This is a genomic window from Streptomyces deccanensis, assembly GCF_022385335.1.
Classification (GTDB): Bacteria; Actinomycetota; Actinomycetes; order Streptomycetales; family Streptomycetaceae; genus Streptomyces; species Streptomyces deccanensis.
The window spans coordinates 9732281-9754621 of sequence record NZ_CP092431.1 but is presented as its reverse complement, the minus strand read 5'-3'; the positions used below and the strand labels follow the sequence as shown (position 1 = coordinate 9754621).

At 72.1% G+C, this 22341-nt stretch carries 18 protein-coding genes and 1 pseudogene; 9 read left to right on the top strand and 10 right to left on the bottom strand.

Features of this window, described 5'->3' with window-relative positions; translation table 11 throughout:
• Window positions 1–44: 44 nt before the first annotated feature.
• Window positions 45–1007 carry a carbohydrate kinase family protein gene (locus L3078_RS42880; RefSeq protein ID WP_239759774.1) on the bottom strand — a complete coding sequence of 321 codons (963 nt, stop codon included), beginning with the start codon at window positions 1005–1007 and terminating at the stop codon, window positions 45–47.
• A 253-nt stretch (window positions 1008–1260) separates the two neighbouring features.
• On the opposite strand from L3078_RS42880, the gene L3078_RS42875 reads away from it, so the two are divergent.
• The 4 genes from L3078_RS42875 to L3078_RS42860 all read left to right on the top strand — a co-directional run bounded on the left by L3078_RS42875 (window position 1261) and on the right by L3078_RS42860 (window position 5373).
• Entirely contained in the window at window positions 1261–2289 is a 1029-nt protein-coding gene (locus L3078_RS42875) for a sugar ABC transporter substrate-binding protein (protein ID WP_239759773.1), read from the top strand.
• Window positions 2290–2433: 144 nt separating this feature from the next.
• Window positions 2434–3447, top strand: coding sequence for an ABC transporter permease (locus L3078_RS42870; protein WP_239759771.1), 1014 nt, complete (start codon window positions 2434–2436; stop codon window positions 3445–3447).
• Window positions 3444–4274: an ATP-binding cassette domain-containing protein gene (locus L3078_RS42865; RefSeq protein WP_239759769.1), complete on the top strand. Its 831-nt coding sequence runs from the start codon at window positions 3444–3446 to the stop codon at window positions 4272–4274. The genes L3078_RS42870 and L3078_RS42865 overlap by 4 nt, the downstream gene beginning before the upstream one ends.
• A 76-nt stretch (window positions 4275–4350) precedes the next feature.
• On the top strand, window positions 4351–5373 hold the full coding sequence (locus L3078_RS42860; RefSeq protein ID WP_239759767.1) for a LacI family DNA-binding transcriptional regulator: 1023 nt from the start codon (window positions 4351–4353) through the stop codon (window positions 5371–5373).
• Window positions 5374–5397: 24 nt separating this feature from the next.
• On the opposite strand, the gene L3078_RS42855 is transcribed toward L3078_RS42860, so the two are convergent.
• The gene (locus L3078_RS42855) at window positions 5398–7125 is read right to left on the bottom strand and encodes a sensor histidine kinase (RefSeq protein ID WP_239759765.1); all 1728 of its coding nucleotides are present in this window, start codon (window positions 7123–7125) and stop codon (window positions 5398–5400) included.
• A 201-nt stretch (window positions 7126–7326) separates the two neighbouring features.
• Entirely contained in the window at window positions 7327–8019 is a 693-nt protein-coding gene (locus L3078_RS42850) for a response regulator (protein WP_239759740.1), read from the bottom strand.
• 336 nt (window positions 8020–8355) lie between these two features.
• Between L3078_RS42850 and adhE the strand changes: the two genes are divergently transcribed.
• A complete protein-coding gene (gene adhE, locus L3078_RS42845) occupies window positions 8356–11073 on the top strand; it encodes a bifunctional acetaldehyde-CoA/alcohol dehydrogenase (RefSeq protein WP_239759719.1) in 2718 nt (905 codons plus the stop codon).
• 121 nt (window positions 11074–11194) lie between these two features.
• Here adhE and L3078_RS42840 read toward each other — a convergent pair whose 3' ends face one another.
• Together L3078_RS42840 and L3078_RS42835 are read right to left on the bottom strand one after the other, a co-directional pair.
• Window positions 11195–11635: a pyridoxamine 5'-phosphate oxidase family protein gene (locus tag L3078_RS42840; protein WP_239759717.1), complete on the bottom strand. Its 441-nt coding sequence runs from the start codon at window positions 11633–11635 to the stop codon at window positions 11195–11197.
• Window positions 11636–11833: 198 nt separating this feature from the next.
• The gene (locus L3078_RS42835) at window positions 11834–12904 is read right to left on the bottom strand and encodes a zinc-dependent alcohol dehydrogenase family protein (protein ID WP_239759714.1); all 1071 of its coding nucleotides are present in this window, start codon (window positions 12902–12904) and stop codon (window positions 11834–11836) included.
• Between the two features lie 388 nt (window positions 12905–13292).
• On the opposite strand from L3078_RS42835, the gene L3078_RS42830 reads away from it, so the two are divergent.
• Window positions 13293–13883, top strand: coding sequence for an Rv1733c family protein (locus tag L3078_RS42830; RefSeq protein WP_239759713.1), 591 nt, complete (start codon window positions 13293–13295; stop codon window positions 13881–13883).
• Between the two features lie 41 nt (window positions 13884–13924).
• Here the strand turns inward: L3078_RS42830 and L3078_RS42825 are convergent, their stop codons facing one another.
• Both L3078_RS42825 and L3078_RS42820 read right to left on the bottom strand, forming a co-directional pair.
• Window positions 13925–14677, bottom strand: coding sequence for an HAD family hydrolase (locus L3078_RS42825; RefSeq protein ID WP_239759710.1), 753 nt, complete (start codon window positions 14675–14677; stop codon window positions 13925–13927).
• Window positions 14674–15453 carry a CBS domain-containing protein gene (locus L3078_RS42820; protein WP_239759709.1) on the bottom strand — a complete coding sequence of 260 codons (780 nt, stop codon included), beginning with the start codon at window positions 15451–15453 and terminating at the stop codon, window positions 14674–14676. The genes L3078_RS42825 and L3078_RS42820 overlap by 4 nt, the downstream gene beginning before the upstream one ends.
• A 472-nt stretch (window positions 15454–15925) precedes the next feature.
• Here L3078_RS42820 and ppdK point away from each other — a divergent pair, with 472 nt between their 5' ends.
• Window positions 15926–18613, top strand: a complete 2688-nt coding sequence (gene ppdK / locus L3078_RS42815) for a pyruvate, phosphate dikinase (protein WP_239759704.1) — start codon at window positions 15926–15928, stop codon at window positions 18611–18613.
• Between the two features lie 97 nt (window positions 18614–18710).
• Here ppdK and L3078_RS42810 read toward each other — a convergent pair whose 3' ends face one another.
• The gene (locus L3078_RS42810; RefSeq protein ID WP_239759702.1) at window positions 18711–19574 is read right to left on the bottom strand and encodes a universal stress protein; all 864 of its coding nucleotides are present in this window, start codon (window positions 19572–19574) and stop codon (window positions 18711–18713) included.
• Window positions 19575–19600: 26 nt separating this feature from the next.
• A complete protein-coding gene (locus tag L3078_RS42805; RefSeq protein ID WP_239759701.1) occupies window positions 19601–20431 on the bottom strand; it encodes a universal stress protein in 831 nt (276 codons plus the stop codon).
• A gap of 281 nt (window positions 20432–20712) precedes the next feature.
• On the opposite strand from L3078_RS42805, the gene L3078_RS42800 reads away from it, so the two are divergent.
• Window positions 20713–21105, top strand: coding sequence for an STAS domain-containing protein (locus L3078_RS42800; protein WP_239759698.1), 393 nt, complete (start codon window positions 20713–20715; stop codon window positions 21103–21105).
• A gap of 57 nt (window positions 21106–21162) precedes the next feature.
• Here L3078_RS42800 and L3078_RS42795 read toward each other — a convergent pair.
• A pseudogene (locus L3078_RS42795) lies at window positions 21163–21480 on the bottom strand (phosphoketolase family protein); the annotation flags it as partial.
• A 50-nt stretch (window positions 21481–21530) separates the two neighbouring features.
• Here L3078_RS42795 and ppk2 point away from each other — a divergent pair.
• Window positions 21531–22334 carry a polyphosphate kinase 2 gene (gene ppk2 / locus L3078_RS42790; RefSeq protein WP_239759696.1) on the top strand — a complete coding sequence of 268 codons (804 nt, stop codon included), beginning with the start codon at window positions 21531–21533 and terminating at the stop codon, window positions 22332–22334.
• Window positions 22335–22341 lie beyond the last annotated feature (7 nt).

Sequence of the window (22341 nt, the reverse complement as noted above, 5' to 3'; positions counted from 1 at the left end):
GTGGGCCGGGGTCGCTGTTCAGGAGCCGGGAGGCGTACGGGCCGTCACGCGTCGGCGGCGGTCACCGGTTGTGCCACCTGCTCCCGCCAGGGCGGATTGGGGCCGGCGACCGAGCAGGTCAGGGCGGCGACCCGGGCGCCGAAACGGCAGGCCTCGGCCACGTCGTCGATGTCGAGACCGGTCAGCCGGCCGCCGAGGAGGTCCCGTTCCGCGAGGTGGTGCAGCAGCCCGGCGGTGAAGGAGTCCCCCGCTCCCACCGTGTCGACGACCTGGGTGGTCACCCCGGGCACCCGCACCCGTTCGCCGTCGAGGGAGGCGAGGGCGCCGTCGGCGCCGAGGGTGATCACGACCAGGCGTGCCCCCGCTGCGTGCCAGAGGTCGCACGCCCGCTCCGGCGCGGTGCCCGGCAGCAGCAGTTCCAGGTCGTCCTCGCTCAGCCGCAGGATGTCGGTGAGACGGCACCAGCGGGCGAGCCGTTCCCGGTAGACGTCGGGGTGGACCAGCAGCGGCCGGACGTTGGGGTCGATGCTGATGGTGGCCCGGGGCGCGGCGCGGTCGAGGAACTCCTCCACCGCGCTCGCGCCCGGCGCGCGGACCAGCGCCAGTGATCCGGTGTGCACGCAGGCCGCGTCCGAGAGGTCCGCACGCCCCAGTTCCTCCGGGGTCCATTGCCAGTCGGCGGTGTTCTGGGCGTGGAAGGAGAACGCGGCCTGGCCCCGTGCGTCCAGTTCCGCCACGGCCAGCGTGCTGGGTTCCGCGGCGGCGACGGCGTAGGACAGGTCCACTCCGGAAGCCTCCAGGTGGGACCGGAAGAGACGTCCGAACAGGTCGCCGGAGAGGCGGGCGAGGAAGCGTGCCGGGGTGCCGAGGCGGGCCAGAGCCACCGCCGTGTTCGCGGGGCCGCCGCCGGGCAGTACGCGCAGCGCGAGCTCGTTCGCGGCGGCCGGGGGTTCGGTGAAGGCGTCCGCTACGCACTCCCCCAGGACGGTGATCTGGCGCGGGCTCATGGGCTGCTCTTCTCTCCGGCGGGCACCGGGACAGCGGGGCGCTTCGTGGCACGGCCACCGACCGGGCGGCGGGGACGGCGGTGGTGGGACGTTGCCGATTTGTGACGGGTGCAAGGCATTGACGTTGCCGCGACACGGAGTCCATCATCCTCGCCATGCAGTGTCAACGATGACATAAGTCAGCGATGACACATCGGGGCGGCATGCTCCGAACTCCCGGCCCCGTGCCGCTCGTCATCCCACAGGAGTGTTCATGTCTCGCACCACTCGCCTGTCCTCCGCCGTCCTCAGAGCCGCCGCCGTCACCGGTGTCGCGGCCCTCGCCCTGACCGCCTGCGGCCCCGGTTCCGGCACCGACACGGGCTCGGGTTCGTCCAGCGCCGGCTCGGGCGACGTCAAGGTCGGTCTGATCACCAAGACCGACACCAACCCGTTCTTCGTGAAGATGAAGGAGGGCGCGGAGAAGACCGCGAAGGCCGAGGGCGTCGAGCTGATGACCGCGGCCGGCAAGTTCGACGGGGACAACGCCGGACAGGTCACCGCCATCGAGAACATGGTGGCCGCCGGGGTGAAGGGCATCCTGATCACCCCCAGCGACTCCAAGGCGATCGTCCCCGCGATCGAGAAGGCGAAGGCCAAGGGCGTCCTGGTCATCGCCCTGGACACCCCGACCGAGCCGGAGAGCGCGGTCGACGCCCTCTTCGCCACCGACAACGTCAAGGCCGGCGAGCTGATCGGCGAGTACGCCAAGGCCGTGATGAAGGGCAAGGACGCGAAGATAGCCACCCTCGACCTCGCGCCCGGCGTCTCCGTCGGCGTGCAGCGCCACGAGGGCTTCCTGAAGGGCTTCGGCGCCACCGACAAGGACGTCCTGTGCGCCCAGGACACCGGCGGCGACCAGGCCAAGGGGCAGACGGCGATGGAGAACTGCCTCCAGAAGGAGCCGGACATCAACGTCGTCTACACCATCAACGAACCGGCCGCACTCGGCGCGTACACAGCGCTGAAGGCCAAGGGCCGGGAGAAGGACGTCCTGATCGTCTCCGTCGACGGCGGCTGCACCGGCACCCAGGCCGTCAAGGACGGGAAGATCGCGGCGACCTCGCAGCAGTACCCGCTGAAGATGGCCGCCGAGGGCGTCAAGGCCGTGGTGACGTACGCGAAGGACGGCAAGAAGGCGTCCGGTTACACCGACACCGGGGTCACGCTGATCTCCGACAAGGCCCAGGACGGCGTCGCGTCGAAGGACACCGCCTACGGCCTGGAGAACTGCTGGGGCTGAGCCGCCCCGACAGGCCCCGAGGACCGTACGAGACTGCCACCTCCCTGAGCGGGGCGGTCGGCCCGCCACCTCCCCGACCGGTGGGAGCGGCCGCCCCCCTTGTCCTGGCGACAAGGAAACTCTGTCTTCCGACAAGGACTTCGCATGACAGCCACGTCCACGCCCCCGAGCACATCCTCGCCGTACGCGGAGCTGAAAGCGCCGACGACGGCCCGCAGGCTGCTCACGGCGCCGACCACCGGCCCGCTGGCCGCGCTTCTCCTGGCCTGCGCCTTCTTCTCCCTCTCGACCGACCAGTTCCTCACCGGCGGCAACTTCTCGCTGATCATCCAGCAGGTCATGGTCGTCGGCACCCTCGCCATCGGGCAGACCCTGATCATCCTCACGGCCGGCATCGACCTGTCGTGCGGTGCGGTGATGGCGTTCGGCAGCATCGTGATCGCCAGGATGGCGGCCGAGGGCACCCTGCCGCCGCTGGCCGCCATCGCCCTGGGCCTGGTCGTCTGCGGCGGATTCGGTCTGCTCAACGGGGTGTTGGTGCAGAAGATCCCGCTGCCGCCGTTCATCGTCACCCTCGGCATGCTGAACGTGGCGTTCGCGCTGACCCACATCTACTCCGAGGAACAGACGGTCACCAACCTGCCCGGTCCGCTGACGGCGCTCGGGGAGACCTTCCCGCTCGGCTACACCGACGTGACCTACGGCTCGCTGGTCACCATCGCCCTGTTCCTCCTGCTCGCCTACGCGCTGAGCAGCACCGGCTGGGGCCGGCACGTCTACGCGCTGGGCAACAGCCCGGAGGCGGCCCGGCTGAACGGTATCCGCACCTCCCGGCTGACCATCGGCGTCTACACCGTGGCGGGCGTGCTGTACGGCATCGCCGCCCTGCTGCTCATCTCCCGTACGGGCGTGGGCGATCCGCAGGCCGGGCAGACCGACAACCTCGACAGCATCACCGCCGTGGTCCTCGGCGGCACCAGCCTCTTCGGGGGACGCGGTTCGGTCCTGGGCACCTTCATCGGTGTCCTGATCGTCGGTGTCTTCCGCAATGGCCTGCAGCTGATGGGTGTCGCCTCGATCTACCAGACCCTGATCACCGGTGTGCTGGTGATCCTCGCGGTGACCGTCGACCAGATCTCCCGGAAGAAGGCCCGATGACCGCCACCCCGACCCCCGTTCTGCAGGCCCGCGGTCTGGTCAAGCGGTACGGCCATGTGACCGCCATCGACGGCGCCGACTTCGACCTCATGCCGGGCGAGGTGCTGGCCGTCATCGGTGACAACGGCGCCGGCAAGACCAGCATGATCAAGGCCCTCACCGGCGCGGTGACCCCGGACGCGGGCGAGATCCGCCTCAACGGGGAGCCCATCACCTTCTCCGGGCCGCAGAGCGCCCGCGCCCACGGCATCGAGACGGTGTACCAGGACCTCGCCGTGGCCGCGTCCATGGACATCGCCTCGAACATGTTCCTCGGCCGCGAGCTGCGCCGCCCCGGTGTGCTCGGCAGTGCCTTCCGCATGCTGGACAAGAAGCGCATGCGTCAGGAGGCCGCCGAGCACATGGCCGACCTGAAGATCGGCCTGCGTTCGCTCACCCAGTCCGTCGAGACCCTCTCCGGCGGCCAGCGGCAGGCCGTCGCGGTGGCCCGTGCCGTCGCCTGGGCCCGCAGCGTCGTCGTCATGGACGAGCCCACCGCCGCCCTCGGCGTCAAGGAGTCCGGTCAGGTCCTGGACCTCATCCGCAGGGTCCGCGACAAGGGCATGCCGGTCGTCCTGATCAGCCACAACATGCCCCATGTCTTCGAGATCGCCGACCGGATCCACGTCCACCGCCTCGGCCGGCGCGCCGCGGTGATCAAGCCGTCGGACTACTCGATGGCGGAGGTCGTCGCCATCATGACCGGCGCGCTCACCGTGGACGCGGCCGGCGCTACTGTCGTAGCGGATTCGGAGGCCGCGAAGGCCGCCGGAGTACAGGCCACCTGACAGCACGACACCGCTCTCGCAGTTCCGGCCGAAGGCCGCGGCCGGGACCGAGAGCCCACAGGAGACGGTTTCCTCCATGGCAGCGAACCGCCGCCCCACCCTGGCCGACGTCGCCCGAGAAGTCGGCGTCAGCGCCAAGACAGTCTCACGGGTCCTGAACGAGGACGGCCCCGTCTCGGCGCGGACCCGGGAACAGGTGCTCGCCGCAGTGGCCGCGCTGGGTTTCCAGCCGAATCTCATGGCACGCAACATGCGCGTCGGCGGTCCGGACACCACCGTCGGACTGGTCGTGCCCGACCTCGGCAACCCCTTCTTCGGAGCCGTCGCCCGGGGCATCGAGGACAGCGTCCGCGAACGCGGGCTGACGCTGCTCATGGGGTCGTCCGCGGACGACCCCGACCGTGAACGCGCCCTGACGGCCAAGTTCCTGGCCCGGCGCGTCAGCATCCTGATCGTCGTGCCGTCGGTCGGCGCCGACCACGCGCACCTGCGGGCGCAGCGCACGGCGGGCCTGCCCGTCGTCTTCCTCGACCGCCCCGGCGTCGGACTCACCACGGACAGCATCGTCAGCTCCAACCGGGCTGGGGCCCAGGACGGCGTCACCCACCTCATCGCCCACGGGCACCGACGCATCGGATTCGTCGGTGACCTGCCCGCCAAGCTGTACACCCGCCGCGAGCGGCTCGCCGGCTACCGCGCCGCTCTGGGCGAGGCGGGCATCCCCTACGACCCCGCGCTGGTCGCCGACGCGCACGACCAGCGGGGTGCCGAGGCCGCGACCGCCCGGCTCCTCGAACTGCCCGACCCGCCCACCGCCCTGTTCGCCGGGAACAACATCATGGCGCTCGGGATCGTCGCCGAACTCGCGCGCAGCAAGCGCAAGGAGGTGGCGGTCGTCGCCTTCGACGACGTGTCGCTGGCCGAGGCGCTGGAGCCCGCTCTGACCGTCGTCGCGCAGGACCCCGAGGAGCTCGGCCGGACCGCCGCGACCACCGCTCTGGCCCGGCTCGACGGCGACCGCTCCCGCGCGCGCACGCTCACCGTCCCCACCCGGCTGATCGTCCGGGGTTCGGGCGAGCAGCCGGCGCCCACCCCGTAGGGGTCCTCGCCGAGGGTTCCTCCGCTACTGGGCGTGCTTCGACGGCACCCGCCACACGAGGGTCGTGCCGCCGCCGGGTGGGCTGGTCGTCTCCAACTCGCCGCCCGACTGCCGGGCGCGCTCGGCCATGTTGCGCAGTCCGCTGCGGCGGCCCTCGGCGGGAATGCCCACCCCGTCGTCGGACACCGTGAGGCGCACCTCCCCCGCGGCGGTCTCCACCACGACGTCGGCCCGGGACGCCCGGGCGTGACGGGCGACGTTCGTCAGTGCCTCGGAGAGCACGGCGACCACATGGTCGGCGACCTCCTTGGGCACCTCGGTGTCCAGCAGTCCCTCCAGCCGCAGGCTGGGGGCGAAGCCCAGGACCGGAGCCGCCTCGCCGACCACGCGCACCACGCGGGCCCGCAGACCGACACCGGTGGCGCCCTCGCGTGAGCGCAGGCCGAAGATGGTCGACCTGATGATCTTGATGGTCTCGTCCAGGTCCTCCACCGCGCGCCGGACCCGCTCGGAGGCCTCCGCGTGTTCGATGAAGCGGCCCGCGCTCTGCAGGGTCATCCCGGTGGCGAAGAGGCGCTGGATGGCGAGGTCGTGCAGGTCCCGGGCGATCCGGTCGCGGTCCTCCAACAGCGCTATCTGTTCGGCGTCCCGACGGCGTTCGGCCAGCTCCATGACGACCGCGGCCTGCGCGGCGAAGCCCTGGAGGCGCTCGATCTCCGGCTCGGTGAACACCGTGTGCCCGACCGCGCGCGCCAGCAGCAGAATGCCCCGGGTCCCCTCACCCGATCCGATGGGAACGGCCACGGCGGGGCCGAGACCCGTGAGGCTCGGCGCGCCCGTCACGCCGGAGTCGTCACCGGAGACGTCCGCGCTGGTGACAGGAGCGGCGCCGGAGAAGGCCTGGCCGATCAGGTTGCCCTCCAGGGGCAGTACCAGCCCGCGGTGCGCTGCCGCTCCCTCGCCGATGGCGAGGTCGACCGTGAGCGACTCGGTGCCCTCCATCGGCACCGCGACGACCGCGAGGGCCGCGGTCATGATCTCCCTGGCCCGTTCGGCGATCACTTGGAGGACCTCGGCGGGCTCGCCGCCGGACATCAGGCTGTGGGTGATCTCCGCGTTGGCCCGCAGCCACCGCTCCCGCAACCGGGACTCCTCGTACAACCGCGCGTTGTCGATCGCCACACCCGCCGCCACCGCCAACGTCGACAGAACCGACTCGTCCTCCTCGTCGAACTGCGCCCCACCCCGCTTCTCCGTCAGATACAGATTCCCGAACACCTGCTCACGCACCCGGATCGGCACACCCAGAAACGAATTCATCGGCGGATGATTCGGCGGAAAACCATACGACGACGGATGCTCCGACAACTTCGCCAGACGCAACGGCTCCGGATGACTGATCAACTCACCCAGAATCCCATGCCCCTCCGGATACGCACCGATCCCCGCGATCTCCTCCGCACCCACCCCCACCGTATGAAAAGCCGACAACCGCTTCCCATCCGGCCCGATCACCCCCAACGCCGCGTACTCCGCATCCACCAGCACCGCCGCCGCCTCCACGATGCCCCGCAACGCCTGCTCCAACTCCAGCTCACGCCCGACCGACAGCACCGCCTCCAACAGACTGTGCACCCGATCCCGCGTCCCCCGCGCCGCATCCAGACGCGCCTGCAACTCCTCCAACAGCTCGTCCAACCTCAACTGCGGCAGCAGTACACGAGCCTCCCCGGCCCTCTCCACGCTTGCCACCGGTGCCCCTCCACATTCCCCACAGCCTGCCGGCAGCCGCCCGTTCCGCCGCTGTCCTGAGCCACGGTCACGACCCGTCAGGGGGCACGGTAGCGGATCCGGTCGCGCGCGGGTCCGGCCTGGAAGGAGTCCAGCCGCGCCCGCCCGGACCTTCCGGACGAACGGTGCGCGGCCTGCGGGTTCACCCGGGGAGTACGCGGCCTACCGCCCTTCCTGCCGCAGCCTGTCCTGGGCCTGGGTGGCGATGACGGCGGCCTGCACGCGTCGTTCCACACCGAGCTTGGCGAGCAGCCGGGAGATGTGGTTCTTGACCGTCTTCTCGGCGAGGAAGAGCCGCTGACCGATCTGTCGGTTGGTCAGGCCCTCACCGATCAGGGCCAGGATCTCCCGCTCGCGCTCGGTCAGGCCCGGCAGTGCCTCGGGCTCCTTCTCCTCCTTGGGGCCCTGCCGCAGCCTCGCCATGAGCCGGGCGGTGGCGCTGGGATCGAGCAACGACTGGCCGGCGGCCACGGTGCGCACCGCCGAGACCAGATCCGAGCCGTGGATCTGCTTCAGGACGTACCCGGACGCACCCGCCATGATCGAGTCCAGGAGCGCCTCCTCGTCGTCGAAGGAGGTCAGCATCAGACAGGACAGTTCCGGCATGCGCGACCGCAGCTCCCGGCACACGGTGATCCCGTCGCCGTCGGGCAGGCGGACGTCGAGCACCGCCACCTGCGGGCGCAGGGCGGGAACGCGCACCAGGGCCTGTTCCACGGTGCCGGCCTCGCCGATCACCGAGATGTCCGGCTCGTCGTTCAGCAGGTCGCGTACACCCCGGCGTACGACCTCGTGGTCGTCCAGCAGGAAGACCCGGATCGGGCTGTCCGGGCCCGGCTGCTCGCTGACCGGCATCGCTTCACTCCTCGGTTCCGCACTTCACGCCGTCCTGTCCGCCACGGACAGTATCGGCCTCGACCCGCAATCCTCGTCGTGTCCGGGCCGAACGGCCAGGGCCGGTCGGCCCTCTTTCGCGAGCGGACCATCGACGGATCGACGACGGCCGGCCGGCTCGGTCGGGCCGTTCAGCCCCGACGAGGGACCATCGGCACCTCCGGAACAGGGCCGGGGGCGGAGGAGAGTGAGCGGGTGAGCGACATCGGTCCCGGGACGGCTGCCTCGTACGGCACCGTCCCACCCCGTACGCCACCGGTCGCACGACGGTGGCGCTCGACTCCGGAGGCACTCCTCATGACCCGTCACGAAAGCGACCCCTCGGCCGGCACGGCCACCTACGCGCCGTCCCGGACGGCCGTGGCCGTGGACCGTCTGGTCACGGACGGCCTCAAGGCGCTGGCCGACTACGACGGCCTCACCCAGGAACAGGTCGACCACATCGTCAAGAAGGCGTCGGTGGCCGCCCTGGACCGGCACACGGCGCTGGCCCGCCTCGCGGTGGAGGAGACCGGGCGCGGTGTGTTCGAGGACAAGGCGGCCAAGAACATGTTCGCGTGCGAGCACGTCACGCACAGCATGGGTCCGATGAAGACGGTCGGCGTCATCGCCCGCGACGACATCGAGGACATGGTGGAGATCGCCGAGCCGGTGGGGGTGGTGTGCGCGGTCACTCCCGTGACCAACCCGACGTCCACCACGATCTTCAAGGCGTTGATGGCCCTGAAGACCCGCAATCCGATCGTCTTCGCCTTCCACCCCTCCGCCCAGCGCTGCAGCGCGGAGGCGGCCCGCGTCGTGCGCGACGCGGCCGTCACGGCGGGGGCCCCCGAGCACTGCGTGCAGTGGATCGAGACCCCGTCCGTCGAGGCGACCGGCATGCTGATGCGGCACCCCGGTGTCTCGCTGATCCTCGCCACCGGCGGCAACAGCATGGTCAAGGCCGCCTACTCGGCGGGCAAGCCCGCCCTGGGCGTCGGAGCGGGCAACGTACCGGCGTATGTGCACAGGAGCGCCGAACTGCGCCGGGCCGTGAACGACCTGGTGCTGTCGAAGTCCTTCGACAACGGGATGATCTGCGCCTCGGAGCAGGCCGTCATCCTGGACGCCGAGATCTACGACGCGGCCCTCACCGAGTTCCGTACCCTGCGCGCCCACCTGGCGACCGCCGAGGAGAAGGCGAAGCTGGAGGCCTTCCTCTTCCCTGGCGGCGGGGCCGTGGGAGGCGGGGCCATGGGCGGCGGCTGCGAGCCCAAGGTCAACTCCGCGGCCGTCGGGCAGAGCCCGGAGTGGATCGCCGAGCAGGCCGGCTTCAGCGTGCCCGCCGGCACCTCGCTCATCCTGGTCGAGGCCGAACGGGTCGGCCCTGCCGAGCCGTTGACCCGGGAGAAGCTCTGCCCGGTGCTCACCGTGCTGCGCGCGGGTTCCCAGGAACAGGGCTTCGAGCTGGCCGCCGACATGGTCGCGTTCCACGGCCAGGGGCACAGCGCCGTGATCCACGCCGAGGACCGGGCGGTCGCCGAGGCGTACGGCAGGCGGATGAAGACCGTGCGGATCATCGTCAACTCCCCTTCCTCGCAAGGGGCCATCGGCGGTATCTACAACGGCCTGCTGCCGTCGCTGACGCTGGGCTGCGGCTCGTGGGGCAGCACGTCGGTGTCCGACAACGTCTCCGCCGCGCAGCTTCTGAACATCAAGCGGGTCTCCAACCGGCGCAACAACCTGCAGTGGTTCAAGGTCCCGCCGAAGATCTACTTCGAGCCGCAGGCCATCCGGTATCTCCAGTCGATGCCGGACGTCCACCGCGTCACGGTCGTCACCGACGCCACCATGACCCGCCTGGGCTTCGTCGACCGCGTCAACCGCGTCCTGCAGCGACGCCGTGAACCGGTGACCGTGCAGGTCATCGACAACGTCGAGCCGGAGCCGAGCATCGACTCCGTGCAGCGCGGCGCCCGGTTGATGCGGGACTTCCGCCCGGACACGATCATCGCGCTGGGCGGCGGTTCCCCGATGGACGCGGCGAAGGTGATGTGGCTGCTGTACGAGCAGCAGGCCGCCGGCCGGGACATGGACTTCGCGGACATGCGGCAGAAGTTCTCCGACATCCGCAAGCGTGCCTTCCGCTTCCCGGTGCCCGGGGCGCGCGCCCGCCTGGTCTGTGTGCCCACGACGTCCGGGACGGGCGCCGAGGTCACGCCCTTCGCCGTGATCTCCGACCCGGCGACGGGCAAGAAGTACCCTCTCGCCGACTACGCGCTCACCCCGAGCGTGGCCATCGTCGACCCCCTGCTCACCATGGAGCTGCCCCCGGCGCTGGCCGCCGACAGCGGCTTCGACGCGCTCACCCACGCCATCGAGGCGTATGTGTCGGTGTACGCCAACGACTTCACCGACGGGCTCGCCCTGCACGCGATCCGGCTGGTCCTCGACCACCTGGAGGCGGCCGTCAACCACCGCGCGGACAGCCCTCGGGCGAGGGAGAAGATGCACAACGCGGGCACCATCGCGGGCATGGCCTTCGGCAACGCCTTCCTCGGCATCGTCCACGCCATGTCGCACACCCTCGGCGCCACTTTCCACATCGCCCACGGCCGCGCCAACGCGGTCCTGCTGCCCCATGTGATCCGCTACAACGGCACCGTCCCGACGAAGCTGACCGGCTGGCCCAAGTACGAGCACTACCGCGCCCCCGAACGCTTCCAGGACATCGCCCGTACGCTCGGCCTGCCCGCCGCCACCCCGGCGGAGGGCGTCGAGTCCCTGGCCACGGCCGTGGAGCGGCTGCGGGACGCCGTGGGCATCGAGCCGTCGTTCCGGGCCCTCGGCGTCGACGAGCGGGCCTTCCTCGACGCGCTGCCCCAACAGGCCCTGAACGCCTACGACGACCAGTGCGCCCCCGCCAACCCGCGCATGCCGATGCTCGCCGACATGGAGACCCTGATGCGCGCGGCCTACCGGGGGACCGGCCGCGGCGGGGCGGCCACGGGTGAGGACCCGACGGCCGCCGTGTGAGGGGGCGGGGCCGGACCCCGGGGGGCTGGGTCCGGCCCCGTACACACCGGAGCCGCCGTCCGCACCCTGTGTGCGGACGGCGGCTCCGGTGTGTACGGCCGCGTTGCCACGAACCAGGACGTCAGGGAATCAGGTCCACGCCGTACATCGCCCGGCCGCCGACGAGTTCACGGCCGGTGACCAGTTCCGCCTCGATACGGAGGAAGAGGTCCTGCGGGGAGGCGACCCACGAGCGCGGGCCGCTGCGGGCCAGCCGTGCGCGCTGGGCCGGATCGGTCACGATCGAGGCCCGGCCGGTGACGACGACGCTCCAGCCGGAGTGGGCGGCCGGGTCGACCTCGTCGGCCTCGAAGGCCACGACCACCCCGTCCACCACGCGGGCGAGTTCCGAGGCGGCAGACGTGCGCAGGACGACCGAACCCTCCCCGTCCAGGGAAAAGTTGACCGGCAGAACCGCCGGCAGCGCCTGGCGGGTGTGGACGATGCGGCCGACGGTCGCCTTCGCCAGCAGCCGTAGACATTCCTGCCTGTCCAGTTCGCGGAATCCGTCGTTGGCGTACATCAGCCCGCCCGTCCCATGCCTCGTGCCCAGCCCACCCGTACGTCGGGTGTGCGCACCATCGTCCCTCCGTCGCGCTCCCCCGATCAGGGGCCATCGGTCCCGGCCGGGCCGGAGAGCGGCCCAGACCTGTGGTCGTCCGCCCGACCCGGGTCCCGCCGGACGCGGCTTCGGAAGCCGATCGCCGTGCGACCGGCCGCGTCAGGCCGCCGGGACGGCGACGACGTCGTGCTGGGGCTCGCCGAGCACGACCTTGAGCGCGCCGGTGTCGGCCGCCCGGGAGAAGACGTCGTACGCCTGTTCCATTTCGTCCAGCGGGAAGGTGTGGGTGACCAGGGACGATGTGGGCAGTCGGCCGGCGGCCGCCATCCGCAGCAGGGTGGGGGTGGAATGGGTGTCCACCAGGCCCGTGGTGATGGTCACGTTCTTGATCCACAGGTCTTCGAGGTGCAGCGTCGCCGGTTTGCCGTGCACGCCGACGTTGGCCACATGCCCGCCGGGGCGCACCATGCGGGTGCAGAGCTCGAAGCTCTCCGGTACGCCGACCGCCTCGATCACGACATCCGCGCCGAGTCCGTCGGTGAGGTCGGAGACCAGTTGCTCCGGAGCCTCCCGGGCGTCGGCCACCGCGTCCGCCCCGAGTCGCCTGGCGGCCTCCAGTCGGGCCGGAGCCAGATCCACGGCGACGATCCGCTCGGGCGAGAACAGCCGGGCGGTGGCGATCGCCGCGAGGCCGATGGGGCCGGCGCCCACGACGGCGACGGTGTCGCCGGGGCGGACGCACCCGTTGACGACGCCCACCTCGTAGGAGGTGGGGAAGATGTCCGCCAGCAGGACGGCGTCCTTGGCGGTCAGCGTGCTGGGCAGCGGGTGGACGGACAGGTCGGCGTACGGGACCCGGACGTACTCGGCCTGGGTTCCGTCGACCAGGTGGCCGAGGATCCAGCCTCCGCCGCCCCGGCACTGGCCGTACGCGCCCTCCCGGCAGTAGCGGCACCGGCCGCAGGCGGTGATGCAGGAGACCAGCACCCGGTCACCGGGCCGCACGGTCCGTACGTCGCTGCCGACCTCGACGATCTCCCCGACGGCCTCGTGGCCGAGGACCGTGCCGGGGCGGACCTCGGGCACGTCGCCCTTGAGGATGTGCAGGTCCGTCCCGCAGATCGTGACGGTGTCGACTCGGACGATCGCGTCGGTGGGGTCCTTGATCCCCGGGTCGGGCACCTCCTGCCAGGACGACTCTCCGGGGCCGTGGAAGACCAAGCCCTTCATGACGATCCCCTGCCCTTCTCTGTTTCCCGGGCCCTGCGGACCGGTGGTCGACCCACGGGCCGTACTTCCGGACGCCGGTGCGGTGCCGGGTTGGCCCCGCAGATCCAGCTTGGTCCTCTCGGCCGGACCTCGCATGGGCCGGCCGGTCCCCACCCGGTGCCGGAGGGGCAAGGGGCCCACTCGGCGGACCGGCGCCCGTCGCTCCGGGCGAAGGCTTCGCGTCAAGGCCCGCAGGCCGCTGGTCCCCGCCGGGCCAGGGCTGAAGGTCCCCTCTCGGCGACGAGTCGGTCCCGGTCGGCCCGCTGGGGGCACCCCCTCGGCCCCTGTGACCGCCGTGCCCCGGCTGTCACCTTCCTGGGGAGACGGTGACACGAGGAGGCTGGGACCGATGAACTGCGGCAGGCACCCGAGGAAGACGAGCAGGGCACTGTGGCGGTGGCGGCGCAATCCGCTGCGCCGGCGGGACGACGTGACAGAGGCGTGGATCGTGCTGGCCGTGTGGATCGCCGTCGTGGTCGGCGGCACGATCACCGGCGTCATGACCACTCGCTCCGCGGAGGGCGTCTTCGCCGCACAGCGTGCCGACCGTCGTACCGCCTCGGCTGTCCTCGTCTCCGACGTCCCGCTGACGGCCTCGGGTGTGGGCGACGGGAACGACAGGACCTCGGCGCAGGTGCGCTGGACGACCCCCGAAGGGGTCACCCGTACCGGTTCGACCATGGTGGAGACCGGACAGCGGGCCGGCGCCGAGGTCGAGGTCTGGACCGACGGACGGGGCGCGCTGAGCACCGAGCCGCCCACGCCCACCGAGGCGGCCGTGGAGGCAGGGGTCCTGGGCGTCGTCGCCGGGCTCGCCCTGAGCGGTCTGGTGTTCGGCGCCGGCGGCGCCGGACGCCGGTGGATCGACCGGCGGCGCGTCGAGCGATGGGGGACGGACTGGGCCCGGATCGGCCCGCTGTGGAGCCAGAGGACGAGCTGACCGGGCAGGGGCTGCCTGCCCTGCTCGTCCCTGCTCGTCTCTCACGGTCCGCCTTCGAGGAGTTCACCGAGGTCGGCCACCACGATGTCGGCGCCGTGCCGGAGCAGACGTTCCCCGGTGTCGGGGCCATGGGCGCGGTCCACTCCGACGACCAGGCGGAAGCCGCCGCGTCGGCCGGCCTCGACTCCGGCCAGGGCGTCCTCGACGACCGCCGCACGGTCCGGGGGGACATCGAGACGTCGAGCCGCTTCCAGGAACAGGTCGGGGCAGGGCTTTCCGGCCAGCCCCAGGCGGGCCGCCTCTCCTCCGTCGACCAGGGCGTCGAAGAGATCGACCACCCCGGCCCCGCTGAGCAGCTCGCGGGCGTGCCGGGAGGCGGACACCGCGGCCACCGGCCGGCGTGCCGCCCGCAGGGCACGGACCAGCCGTACGGTCCCCGGGTAGGCCTCGACGCCCTGTTCGCCGAGTCGCCGGGTGAACAGCCGTTCCTTCTCCGCCGCCACGGCGCGCACCGTCCGCGCCGACGGTTCGAGGCCACGCGACGCGAGGAAGGCGCCGGCCCCGTCGAGCCGTGATCTGCCGTCCACGAAGCGCAGATAGTCGTCCCGGACGTCGAAGGGGCGCCCCTGCCGCGGGTCGTCGGGCGGATGCGCGCGCAGGAAGGCGTCGAAGGCGGTCTTCCAGGCCGCGGCGTGCACCCGTGCCGAGTCGGTGATCACTCCGTCGGTGTCGAACACGACCGCCCGGACCTCCCGCAGCACGGGAGCGAGCGGTTGCCGGGATGCGATGCTCATGCCCCCTCCTTCGCGGTCGGACGTCCGGCTTCACTCCTCCTCTGCTGGTCCGGGCCGGGGCCGGAGTCCGTGCCGGTGAACGCGCAGTCGACGTCCACCACGCCCTCGACGGCGCGTGCGAGACGGGCGGCCACGGGGACGAGGGCGGTGTTCCGGGGCCGGCCCGTGAGGGTGACGACTCCCTTGCGCACGGCCACCCGGACCGGTTCATCCCGGAACGGTCCGTCCGACCCCGGTCCGTCCGAGTCCGGGTCGAGCATCGGCACGACGTCGCGCCGGATCTCCTCGGCGATGTCCGCGTCGTCGCGCAGGAACACCTTCAACAGGTCGGAGCGGCTGACGACGCCCCGCAGCCGACCCTCGGCGTCGACCACCGGAAGCCGCTTGACCCGGTGCCGGGCCATCAGCCGGGCGGCCTGCGCCAGGGTCGTGTCGCCGTGGACGGTGACGGCCGGCGCGGTCATCAACCCCTCCGCCTCCACCGCGGCCGCCTTGCCGAGGTCGGACAGTCGCCGGAGCCGCGGATACGGGAATCCTCCGGCCGGTGCGTGTCCGGCCCTGGGCAGGTCCGGGTCGCCGTCACGCAGTTCTTCCTTGTGCAGCAGGTCCGCCTCGGAGACGACGCCCACGACGCGTTCCTCGTCGTCCACGACGGGAACCGCGCTGACGTGCCACTGCCGCATGGCCTTCACGATGTCCTTGAACGCCGCCCGGTGGCGCACGGCCCCCACCGTGCGGGTCATCACATCGCTCACGAGATGGGGAGTGCCGGTCATGGCGACCTCCGAGATGCTCGGGTGACACACTGCGACACCTTCAGCGTCGGACTCCCGGCCGTCCCCGGCACGGGGCCGAGCGGCCTCCTCCCGACGCCGGACGTCCCCTCCCCCCGCCGGGTTCCCCGGGAGCCCCCCGCGCCGCATCCAGACGCGCCTGCAACTCCTCCAACAGCTCGTCCAACCTCAACTGCGGCAACCGGACACGGGCGTCGTCGGAGCTTGCCACCGTGCTCCTGGCTGCTCTGCCCCGCTCTGTCCTGCGCTGTTCCGCGCTGTCCCGGCCAGGGGGCACAGACCGTTCCGGTCATCAGCCACGGTCATCCGCGCGGCCGGAGACCAACAGCGGACCAAAGCGGACCAGGGCCCATCGGCCCGCCCCCGGGGACGGACAGCACCTGCCGGGCGGGCCGCCGTCCGTTCGACGCTGGAGCTGCAGCGAGTCCGCAGCCAACCGGAGGAGACCGGTGTCATGGTCCGTTACGTGTACGACTTCGCGGAGGGCGGCCGGGAGATGGCCGACCTGCTCGGCGGCAAGGGAGCGAACCTGGCCGAGATGACCCGGCTGGGCCTCCCGGTCCCGCCCGGTTTCACCGTCACCACGGAGGCCTGCCGGGCCTTCCTGGCCACGGGTGCGGAACCGGAGGGGATGACGGCGGAGATCTCCCGGCATCTCACGGCGATGGAGCGGGCCGCCGGACGGTCCCTGGGGCAGCGGGACGACCCGCTGCTGCTGTCGGTCCGTTCGGGAGCGCGCTTCTCGATGCCCGGCATGATGGAGACGGTCCTCGACATCGGCCTGAACGACGAATCCGTCCAGGGGCTCGCCAAGACGTCCGGGAACGAGCGGTTCGCCTGGGACTCCTACCGCCGGCTCGTCCAGATGTTCGGCAGCACGGTCATGGGGGTCGACACGGCCCTGTTCGAAGGGACCATCACCCTGCTCAAGGAGGCCCGGGAGGTCCAGGACGACGTGGATCTCGACGCGGGCGACCTCGCCTGGCTCGTGGAGACCTACAAGTCCCTGATCCGCGACGAGACCGGACAGGACTTCCCCCAGTCCCCTGCCGAGCAACTCCGTCTCGCCGTCCTCGCGGTCTTCCGCTCCTGGAACGGCGAACGCGCCCGCCTGTACCGCAGGCGCGAGCACATCCCCGAGGATCTCGGCACGGCGGTCACCGTGCAGCGCATGGTCTTCGGCAACCTCGGCGCCGATTCCGGCAGTGGTGTCGCCTTCACGCGGGACCCCGCCACCGGGCGCCCCGGGCTCTACGGCGACTACCTGTCCAACGCCCAGGGCGAGGACGTCGTGGCCGGTATCCGCAACACGGTCCCCCTGACGGACCTGGAGCGGCTGGACCCGGGGTCGTACCGACGCCTGTGCGACCACATGGGCACCCTGGAGCGGCACTACCGCGACCTGTGCGACATCGAGTTCACCATCGAGCGCGGCACCCTGTGGATGCTCCAGACCCGGGTCGGCAAGCGCACCGCCGAGGCCGCGTTCGCCATCGCCGCCGAGCTGGTCGAGGAGGGGCTCATCACGCCGGACGAGGCGCTCGCCCGGGTCAGCGGGGACGGGCTCGCCCGGCTCATGTTCCCGCGCTTCGACACCGCCGCGACCGGTGACGCCCTCGCCCACGGCATCCCGGCCTCGCCCGGTGCCGCTGTCGGTGCGGCGGTCTTCGACTCTGCCGAGGCCGTACGCCGGGCGGCCGCCGGCGAGCAGGTGGTCCTCGTGCGCCAGGAGACCACCCCCGACGACCTGCCCGGCATGCTGGCGGCCCAGGCGGTGCTGACCAGCCGGGGCGGCAAGACCAGCCACGCGGCCGTGGTGGCCCGCGGCATGGGCAAGGTCTGTGTGTGCGGCGCCGAGGAACTCACCGTGAACACCGACGCCCGGCGCTTCACCACACGGGCGGGCACCGTCGTCGAGGAGGGCACCGTCGTCTCGGTCGACGGCTCGGCCGGCGCCGTGTACCCGGGTGGCGTTCCGTTGGTCGCCTCGGCGTTCATGCGCTACCTGGAGACCGGCGAGCAGGCGAACGGGATCGTCGCGGCCGGCGCCCGGGCCCTGCAACACGCCGACGCCGTACGGCGGCTGGAGGTGCGCGCCAACGCCGACACGCCCGAGGACGCGGCCCGCGCCCGGCGGTTCGGCGCGCAGGGCATCGGACTGTGCCGGACCGAGCACATGTTCCTCGGCGAGCGGCGCAAGCTGGTCGAGGAGATGATCCTGGCCCGCACCGACGCCCAGCGGGCGCGGGCACTCGGGGTTCTGCTGCCCCTGCAGCGACGCGACTTCGTCGGCATCCTGGAGGCGATGGACGGCCTGCCGGTCACCATTCGTCTGCTGGACCCGCCGCTGCACGAGTTCCTGCCCGACCGCACCGAACTCGCCGTCCGGGTCGCCACCGCCGAGGCCCGGGGTGAGCTGCCCGCCGCGCACGACACCGAGCTGTTGACGGCGGTCGACCGCATGCACGAGGAGAACCCGATGCTCGGCCTGCGGGGCGTGCGCCTCGGGCTGGTGGTTCCCGGGCTGGTCGCCATGCAGGTGAGGGCGATCGCCGAGGCAGTCGCGCAGCGCGTCCGGGCCGGTGGCGCACCGCACGCGGAAATCATGGTTCCGCTGGTCGGCGCGGTCGAGGAGCTACGGCTCGCCCGTGAGGAGGTGGAGCAGGTGCTGGCCAGGGTCGGGGAGGAGACCGGTGTGCCCGTGCGGTGCCCCGTCGGCACGATGATCGAACTGCCGAGGGCCGCGCTCACCGCGGGCCGGATCGCCGAGGAGGCGGAGTTCTTCTCCTTCGGCACCAACGACCTCACCCAGACGGCGTGGGGCTTCTCCCGCGACGACGTCGAGGCGGAGTTCTTCTCCGCCTACCTCGACAAGGGCGTGTTCACCGCCTCGCCGTTCGAGACGATCGACCGCGAGGGTGTGGGCCGCCTGGTCCGGATCGCGGTCGACGAGGGCCGCGCCGCCCGCCCCGACCTGACGATCGGGGTGTGCGGCGAGCACGGCGGCGACCCTGAGTCGGTGCACTTCTTCCACGCGGCCGGACTCGACTACGTCTCCTGCTCCCCCTTCCGCGTCCCCGTGGCCCGCCTGGAGGCCGGCCGGGCCACCCTGACCGGGACGGATGTCAGCGACAGCCGGTGACCGGTGTCGCTCGATCCCGTCCCGCCGCGTCCCACGCGCACTGGAGCGCCGCCCTGCCCCTCCTGTCCGGGGCAGGGCGGTTCGGGCGTGCGCGGTGTCAGAGGTGCGGGACGACGGCGACCGGGGCGAGGGAGCGCCGTACGACCGCGTAGGTCACGGGACCGATGTGCGAGGCCGGCGGGGCCCGGCGGACACGGCGGCCGACGACCACGAGGGAGGCGTCGAGGGAAGCGTTCACCAACTGCTTTCCGGCCCGGCCGACCACGGCCTCCTCGGTCACCTCCACACCGGGGAACTTGTCCCGCCAGGGCGCGAGGCGGACGGACGGCTCCTGTTCGGCCCCGGCAGTCCAGCTGTCGCCGGGCCGCGGGGTGCCGCGGCCGTGGACGACGCGCAGTCCCGTCGCGCGCCGTGCGGCCGCGTCGAAGGCGAACGCGACGACCGTGTCGTCGGTTTCGCCGAGGTTCAGCCCCAGCACGACGTCCCGGTAGGCGGTCGTCGCGTTCCCGGACGCGTCGGTGCGGTACTCGCTCGCGGCTTCGGCGCGGACGAGGACGACCGGCCGTCCGGCCCGCGCCACCACGGCCGCCGCGACGGAGCCGAGCAGGAACCCGGCGGCCCTGCCCAGCCCCCGCGACCCGAGCGCCAGCAGTTCGCTGCCCTCGGCCACGGCGACCAGGGCCGACGCGGGGTGCCCGGGCAGTCGCTCGCCCTCGATCGGCAGGCCCGGGTGGCGGTGGGCCAGCCGGGCGATCGACTCGCGCAGCAGCGCGGCGGAACGGTCCGCGCCGGGCGGAGCGATCTGTTCGCCGGCGAAGGGCACGTAATGGTGCGGGGGCAGGTCGTCGGCGTGCACGACCCGAAGGGCGACGGAGTGCAGCCGGGCCTCACGGGCGGCCCAGTCCGCGGCCGCGCGGCTCTCCGGCGATCCGTCCAGACCCACGGCGACGACACGGGACATGGGTGGGCCTCCTGGAGTCGTACGGTTCACGCGGCGGGGACGACGACCACCGGGCAGTGCGCGCGGCGCAGCAGGACGGGGGCGACCTGCGTGTGGTGCGGGGCGACGGCGGACGTCCGGTGGTGCGAGCCGACGACCACCAGACCGGCCTCGCGGGTCGACTCCAGCAAAGCCTCCGGCGCGCCCGTGCGCACCGTGACGGCTTCCACCGGGACATCGGCGTACCGCTCCCGCAGTGCGGCCAGGGCGAAGCGCGGGACGGCCTCCTCGACGCGCTCGTAGGAGGTGGCCGGATCCTGTCGCGGGCCCTCGGTGGGCACGAGCGGCGGCAGTGCGGGGGTGAGGTGGCGGTGGGACCAGGAGTGCAGGACGCGCAGGTGGGCGCCGCGTCGGCGGGCCTCCTCGAAGGCGTAGAGGGCGGCCCGCTCGTCCGTGTCGTCCTCCAGGCCGAGCACCACCTCGCGCCCTCTGTCGCACGGGTGGTCCCCGCGCACGACGAGCAGCGGACCCCGCACGCGACGGGACAGCCGCAGGCTGACCGATCCGAGCAGCAGGCCGGCGGTGCGCCCCATGCCCCGGGTGCCGACGACAGTGAGTACCGCGTCGGCGCTCTCCCGCGCCAGCGCCCGCACGGCGCCGCCCTCGGCCGCGACGGTCAGGACCGGGAGACCGGGGTGCCGATGGTGGACGCGCGCGACGGCGGCCCCGAGGATCGGCGCGGCCTCGTCGCGGTCGGAAGCGGCGCACACCAGGCGCAGCTCGGCACCGCGCCGGATCGCTTCCCCGGCGGCCCAGTCCAGGGCCCTGGTGGAGGCGAGGGTGCCGTCCACTCCTACGACCACATCGTTGTGGGTCATGGCTCCGCTTCCCTTTCGACGGACGGTGACCGAGGAGCGCCGGATGGTGGCCCCCCACTCTCGATGTTCGTCGTGGACCGCCGCCCCGGGCAGGAGCCGGGTGACCCGTGGGCGTGCCGAACGGCCCCTGTCCGCAGGGACGTTCGGGCCGTGGCGCACGGCCGTGGCGCGCGGTCCCGACGGGCGGGCCTGCGCATCGCGGGCGGAGGGTCCGTGCGGGACCTTCGAAAGGGACCGAACGGCCCTTCCGCAGGTCACGCGGGCTTGGCTTGTCTGTCTTCATGGACGACGAACCCACGAGGTCCTCCGCATATCACACGACCCGGAGCGCCGCCGGCAGCACGATCGTGTCGCTGCACGGCGAACTCGACCTTCTGGCTGTTTCCGCGCTCTCTGCGGCCCTGGACGCGCTGACGGCCGTGTCCCGCCCCGACGTGGTGATCGACCTGCGTCCCGTGTCCTTCGTCGACTGCTCCGGGCTCGGCCTGCTGTGCCGGGCACAGAGCCGGATCCGTGCGCGGCACGGCCGGCTGCGGCTGGTCACACCCGCGAGCACCTTCCGGCGGCTGCTGCGGTGCGCGGGGCTGGGCGGGGCCTTCGAGGTGCAACCGGACCTGCCGGAGGCGCTCGTCGACGGGGCACCGGTGGCACGGGGCGCGGCCTCACACGGGTGAGGCCGCGGCCCGGCGGCGGCGTCAGGCCCAGTGCCAGTCGGCGATCTCCGGCAGATCGGTGCCGTGCAGCCAGGAGCCGGCCGGCACGGACGGCCCGCCGTGCCCGGGTCCCCAGACGCAGAGGGCGTCCAGGTCGCGCGCTTTGATCACGCGGTCGAGGTGGGTGTGGACGAGGTTCAGGCCCGGGGAGGTGCCCCACTGCCCGAGCAGCCGCGGCTTGATGTGTTCCGGGAGCAGCGGTTCGGTGAGCGGGGGGTTGGACATGAGGTAGATCTGCCCGGCCGCCAGGTAGTTGGCGGCCCGCCAGTGGGCGTCCAGGGTGCGCAGCTCGTCGTCGGAAAGTACGGTGACGTTCTGGTGTTCGACCTGGGTCATGGGTGACTCCCGAACTCATCGACGGGGGTCGTCGGGCGGTGGAGGACGGCATGGCCGGCAAAAAGGCGACGAAGGTGTCGCGTGCGGCATATGAGAAGGAACTGCTGCGGTTGCAGACGGAGTTGGTGAAACTCCAGGAGTGGGTGCGGGCCGAGGGCGCCCGGCTGGTCGTGGTCTTCGAGGGGCGGGACGCGGCGGGCAAGGGCGGCACGATCAAGCGGGTCGCCGAGCACCTCAATCCCCGTGTCGCCCGGATCGCGGCCCTCCCCAAGCCGACGGAGCGCGAGCGCACCCAGTGGTACTTCCAGCGGTACGTCGAGCAGTTGCCGGCGGCCGGGGAGATCGTGCTGTTCGACCGGTCCTGGTACAACCGGGCCGGTGTGGAGCACGTCATGGGTTTCTGCACCAAAGAGGAGTACCAGCTGTTCATGCGGCAATGTCCCCTTTTCGAGCGCATGTTGATCGAGGACGGGATCCTGCTGCGCAAGTACTGGTTCTCGGTGAGCGACACCGAGCAGCAGGAGCGCTTCCGGCGCCGCCTGGAGGACCCGCTGCGGCGCTGGAAGCTCTCGCCGATGGACCTGGAGTCGCTCACCCGCTGGGAGGCGTACTCGCGTGCCAAGGACGAGATGATGGTGCACACCGACATCACCGAGGCGCCGTGGTACGTCGTGGAGAGCGACGACAAGCGCCGGGCCCGGCTGAACATGATCGCCCATCTGCTGGCGTCGGTGCCGTACCGCGAGGTGCCGCCCCCGGTGCTGGAACTGCCGGAGCGCCCGCCGTCGACCGGCTACGAGCGCCCGCCGCGCGATCTGCGGACGTACGTCCCGGATCACGCGGCGGGTGTGTGAGCAGCCG

Excerpts from the sequence above, each read along its gene's own strand:
- L3078_RS42850 (WP_239759740.1), bottom strand. The coding sequence starts at position 8,019 with ATGCCGGTCAGCGAGCAGCCGGGCCCGGACAGCCCGATCCGGGTCTTC.
- L3078_RS42830 (WP_239759713.1), top strand. The coding sequence starts at position 13,293 with ATGAACTGCGGCAGGCACCCGAGGAAGACGAGCAGGGCACTGTGGCGG.
- L3078_RS42820 (WP_239759709.1), bottom strand. The coding sequence starts at position 15,453 with ATGACCGGCACTCCCCATCTCGTGAGCGATGTGATGACCCGCACGGTG.
- L3078_RS42825 (WP_239759710.1), bottom strand. The coding sequence starts at position 14,677 with ATGAGCATCGCATCCCGGCAACCGCTCGCTCCCGTGCTGCGGGAGGTC.
- L3078_RS42835 (WP_239759714.1), bottom strand. The coding sequence starts at position 12,904 with ATGAAGGGCTTGGTCTTCCACGGCCCCGGAGAGTCGTCCTGGCAGGAG.
- adhE (WP_239759719.1), top strand. The coding sequence starts at position 8,356 with ATGACCCGTCACGAAAGCGACCCCTCGGCCGGCACGGCCACCTACGCG.
- L3078_RS42800 (WP_239759698.1), top strand. The coding sequence starts at position 20,713 with ATGGACGACGAACCCACGAGGTCCTCCGCATATCACACGACCCGGAGC.
- L3078_RS42860 (WP_239759767.1), top strand. The coding sequence starts at position 4,351 with ATGGCAGCGAACCGCCGCCCCACCCTGGCCGACGTCGCCCGAGAAGTC.
- L3078_RS42870 (WP_239759771.1), top strand. The coding sequence starts at position 2,434 with ATGACAGCCACGTCCACGCCCCCGAGCACATCCTCGCCGTACGCGGAG.
- L3078_RS42875 (WP_239759773.1), top strand. The coding sequence starts at position 1,261 with ATGTCTCGCACCACTCGCCTGTCCTCCGCCGTCCTCAGAGCCGCCGCC.
- L3078_RS42840 (WP_239759717.1), bottom strand. The coding sequence starts at position 11,635 with ATGTACGCCAACGACGGATTCCGCGAACTGGACAGGCAGGAATGTCTA.
- L3078_RS42865 (WP_239759769.1), top strand. The coding sequence starts at position 3,444 with ATGACCGCCACCCCGACCCCCGTTCTGCAGGCCCGCGGTCTGGTCAAG.
- L3078_RS42880 (WP_239759774.1), bottom strand. The coding sequence starts at position 1,007 with ATGAGCCCGCGCCAGATCACCGTCCTGGGGGAGTGCGTAGCGGACGCC.
- ppdK (WP_239759704.1), top strand. The coding sequence starts at position 15,926 with ATGGTCCGTTACGTGTACGACTTCGCGGAGGGCGGCCGGGAGATGGCC.
- L3078_RS42810 (WP_239759702.1), bottom strand. The coding sequence starts at position 19,574 with ATGTCCCGTGTCGTCGCCGTGGGTCTGGACGGATCGCCGGAGAGCCGC.
- L3078_RS42805 (WP_239759701.1), bottom strand. The coding sequence starts at position 20,431 with ATGACCCACAACGATGTGGTCGTAGGAGTGGACGGCACCCTCGCCTCC.
- ppk2 (WP_239759696.1), top strand. The coding sequence starts at position 21,531 with ATGGCCGGCAAAAAGGCGACGAAGGTGTCGCGTGCGGCATATGAGAAG.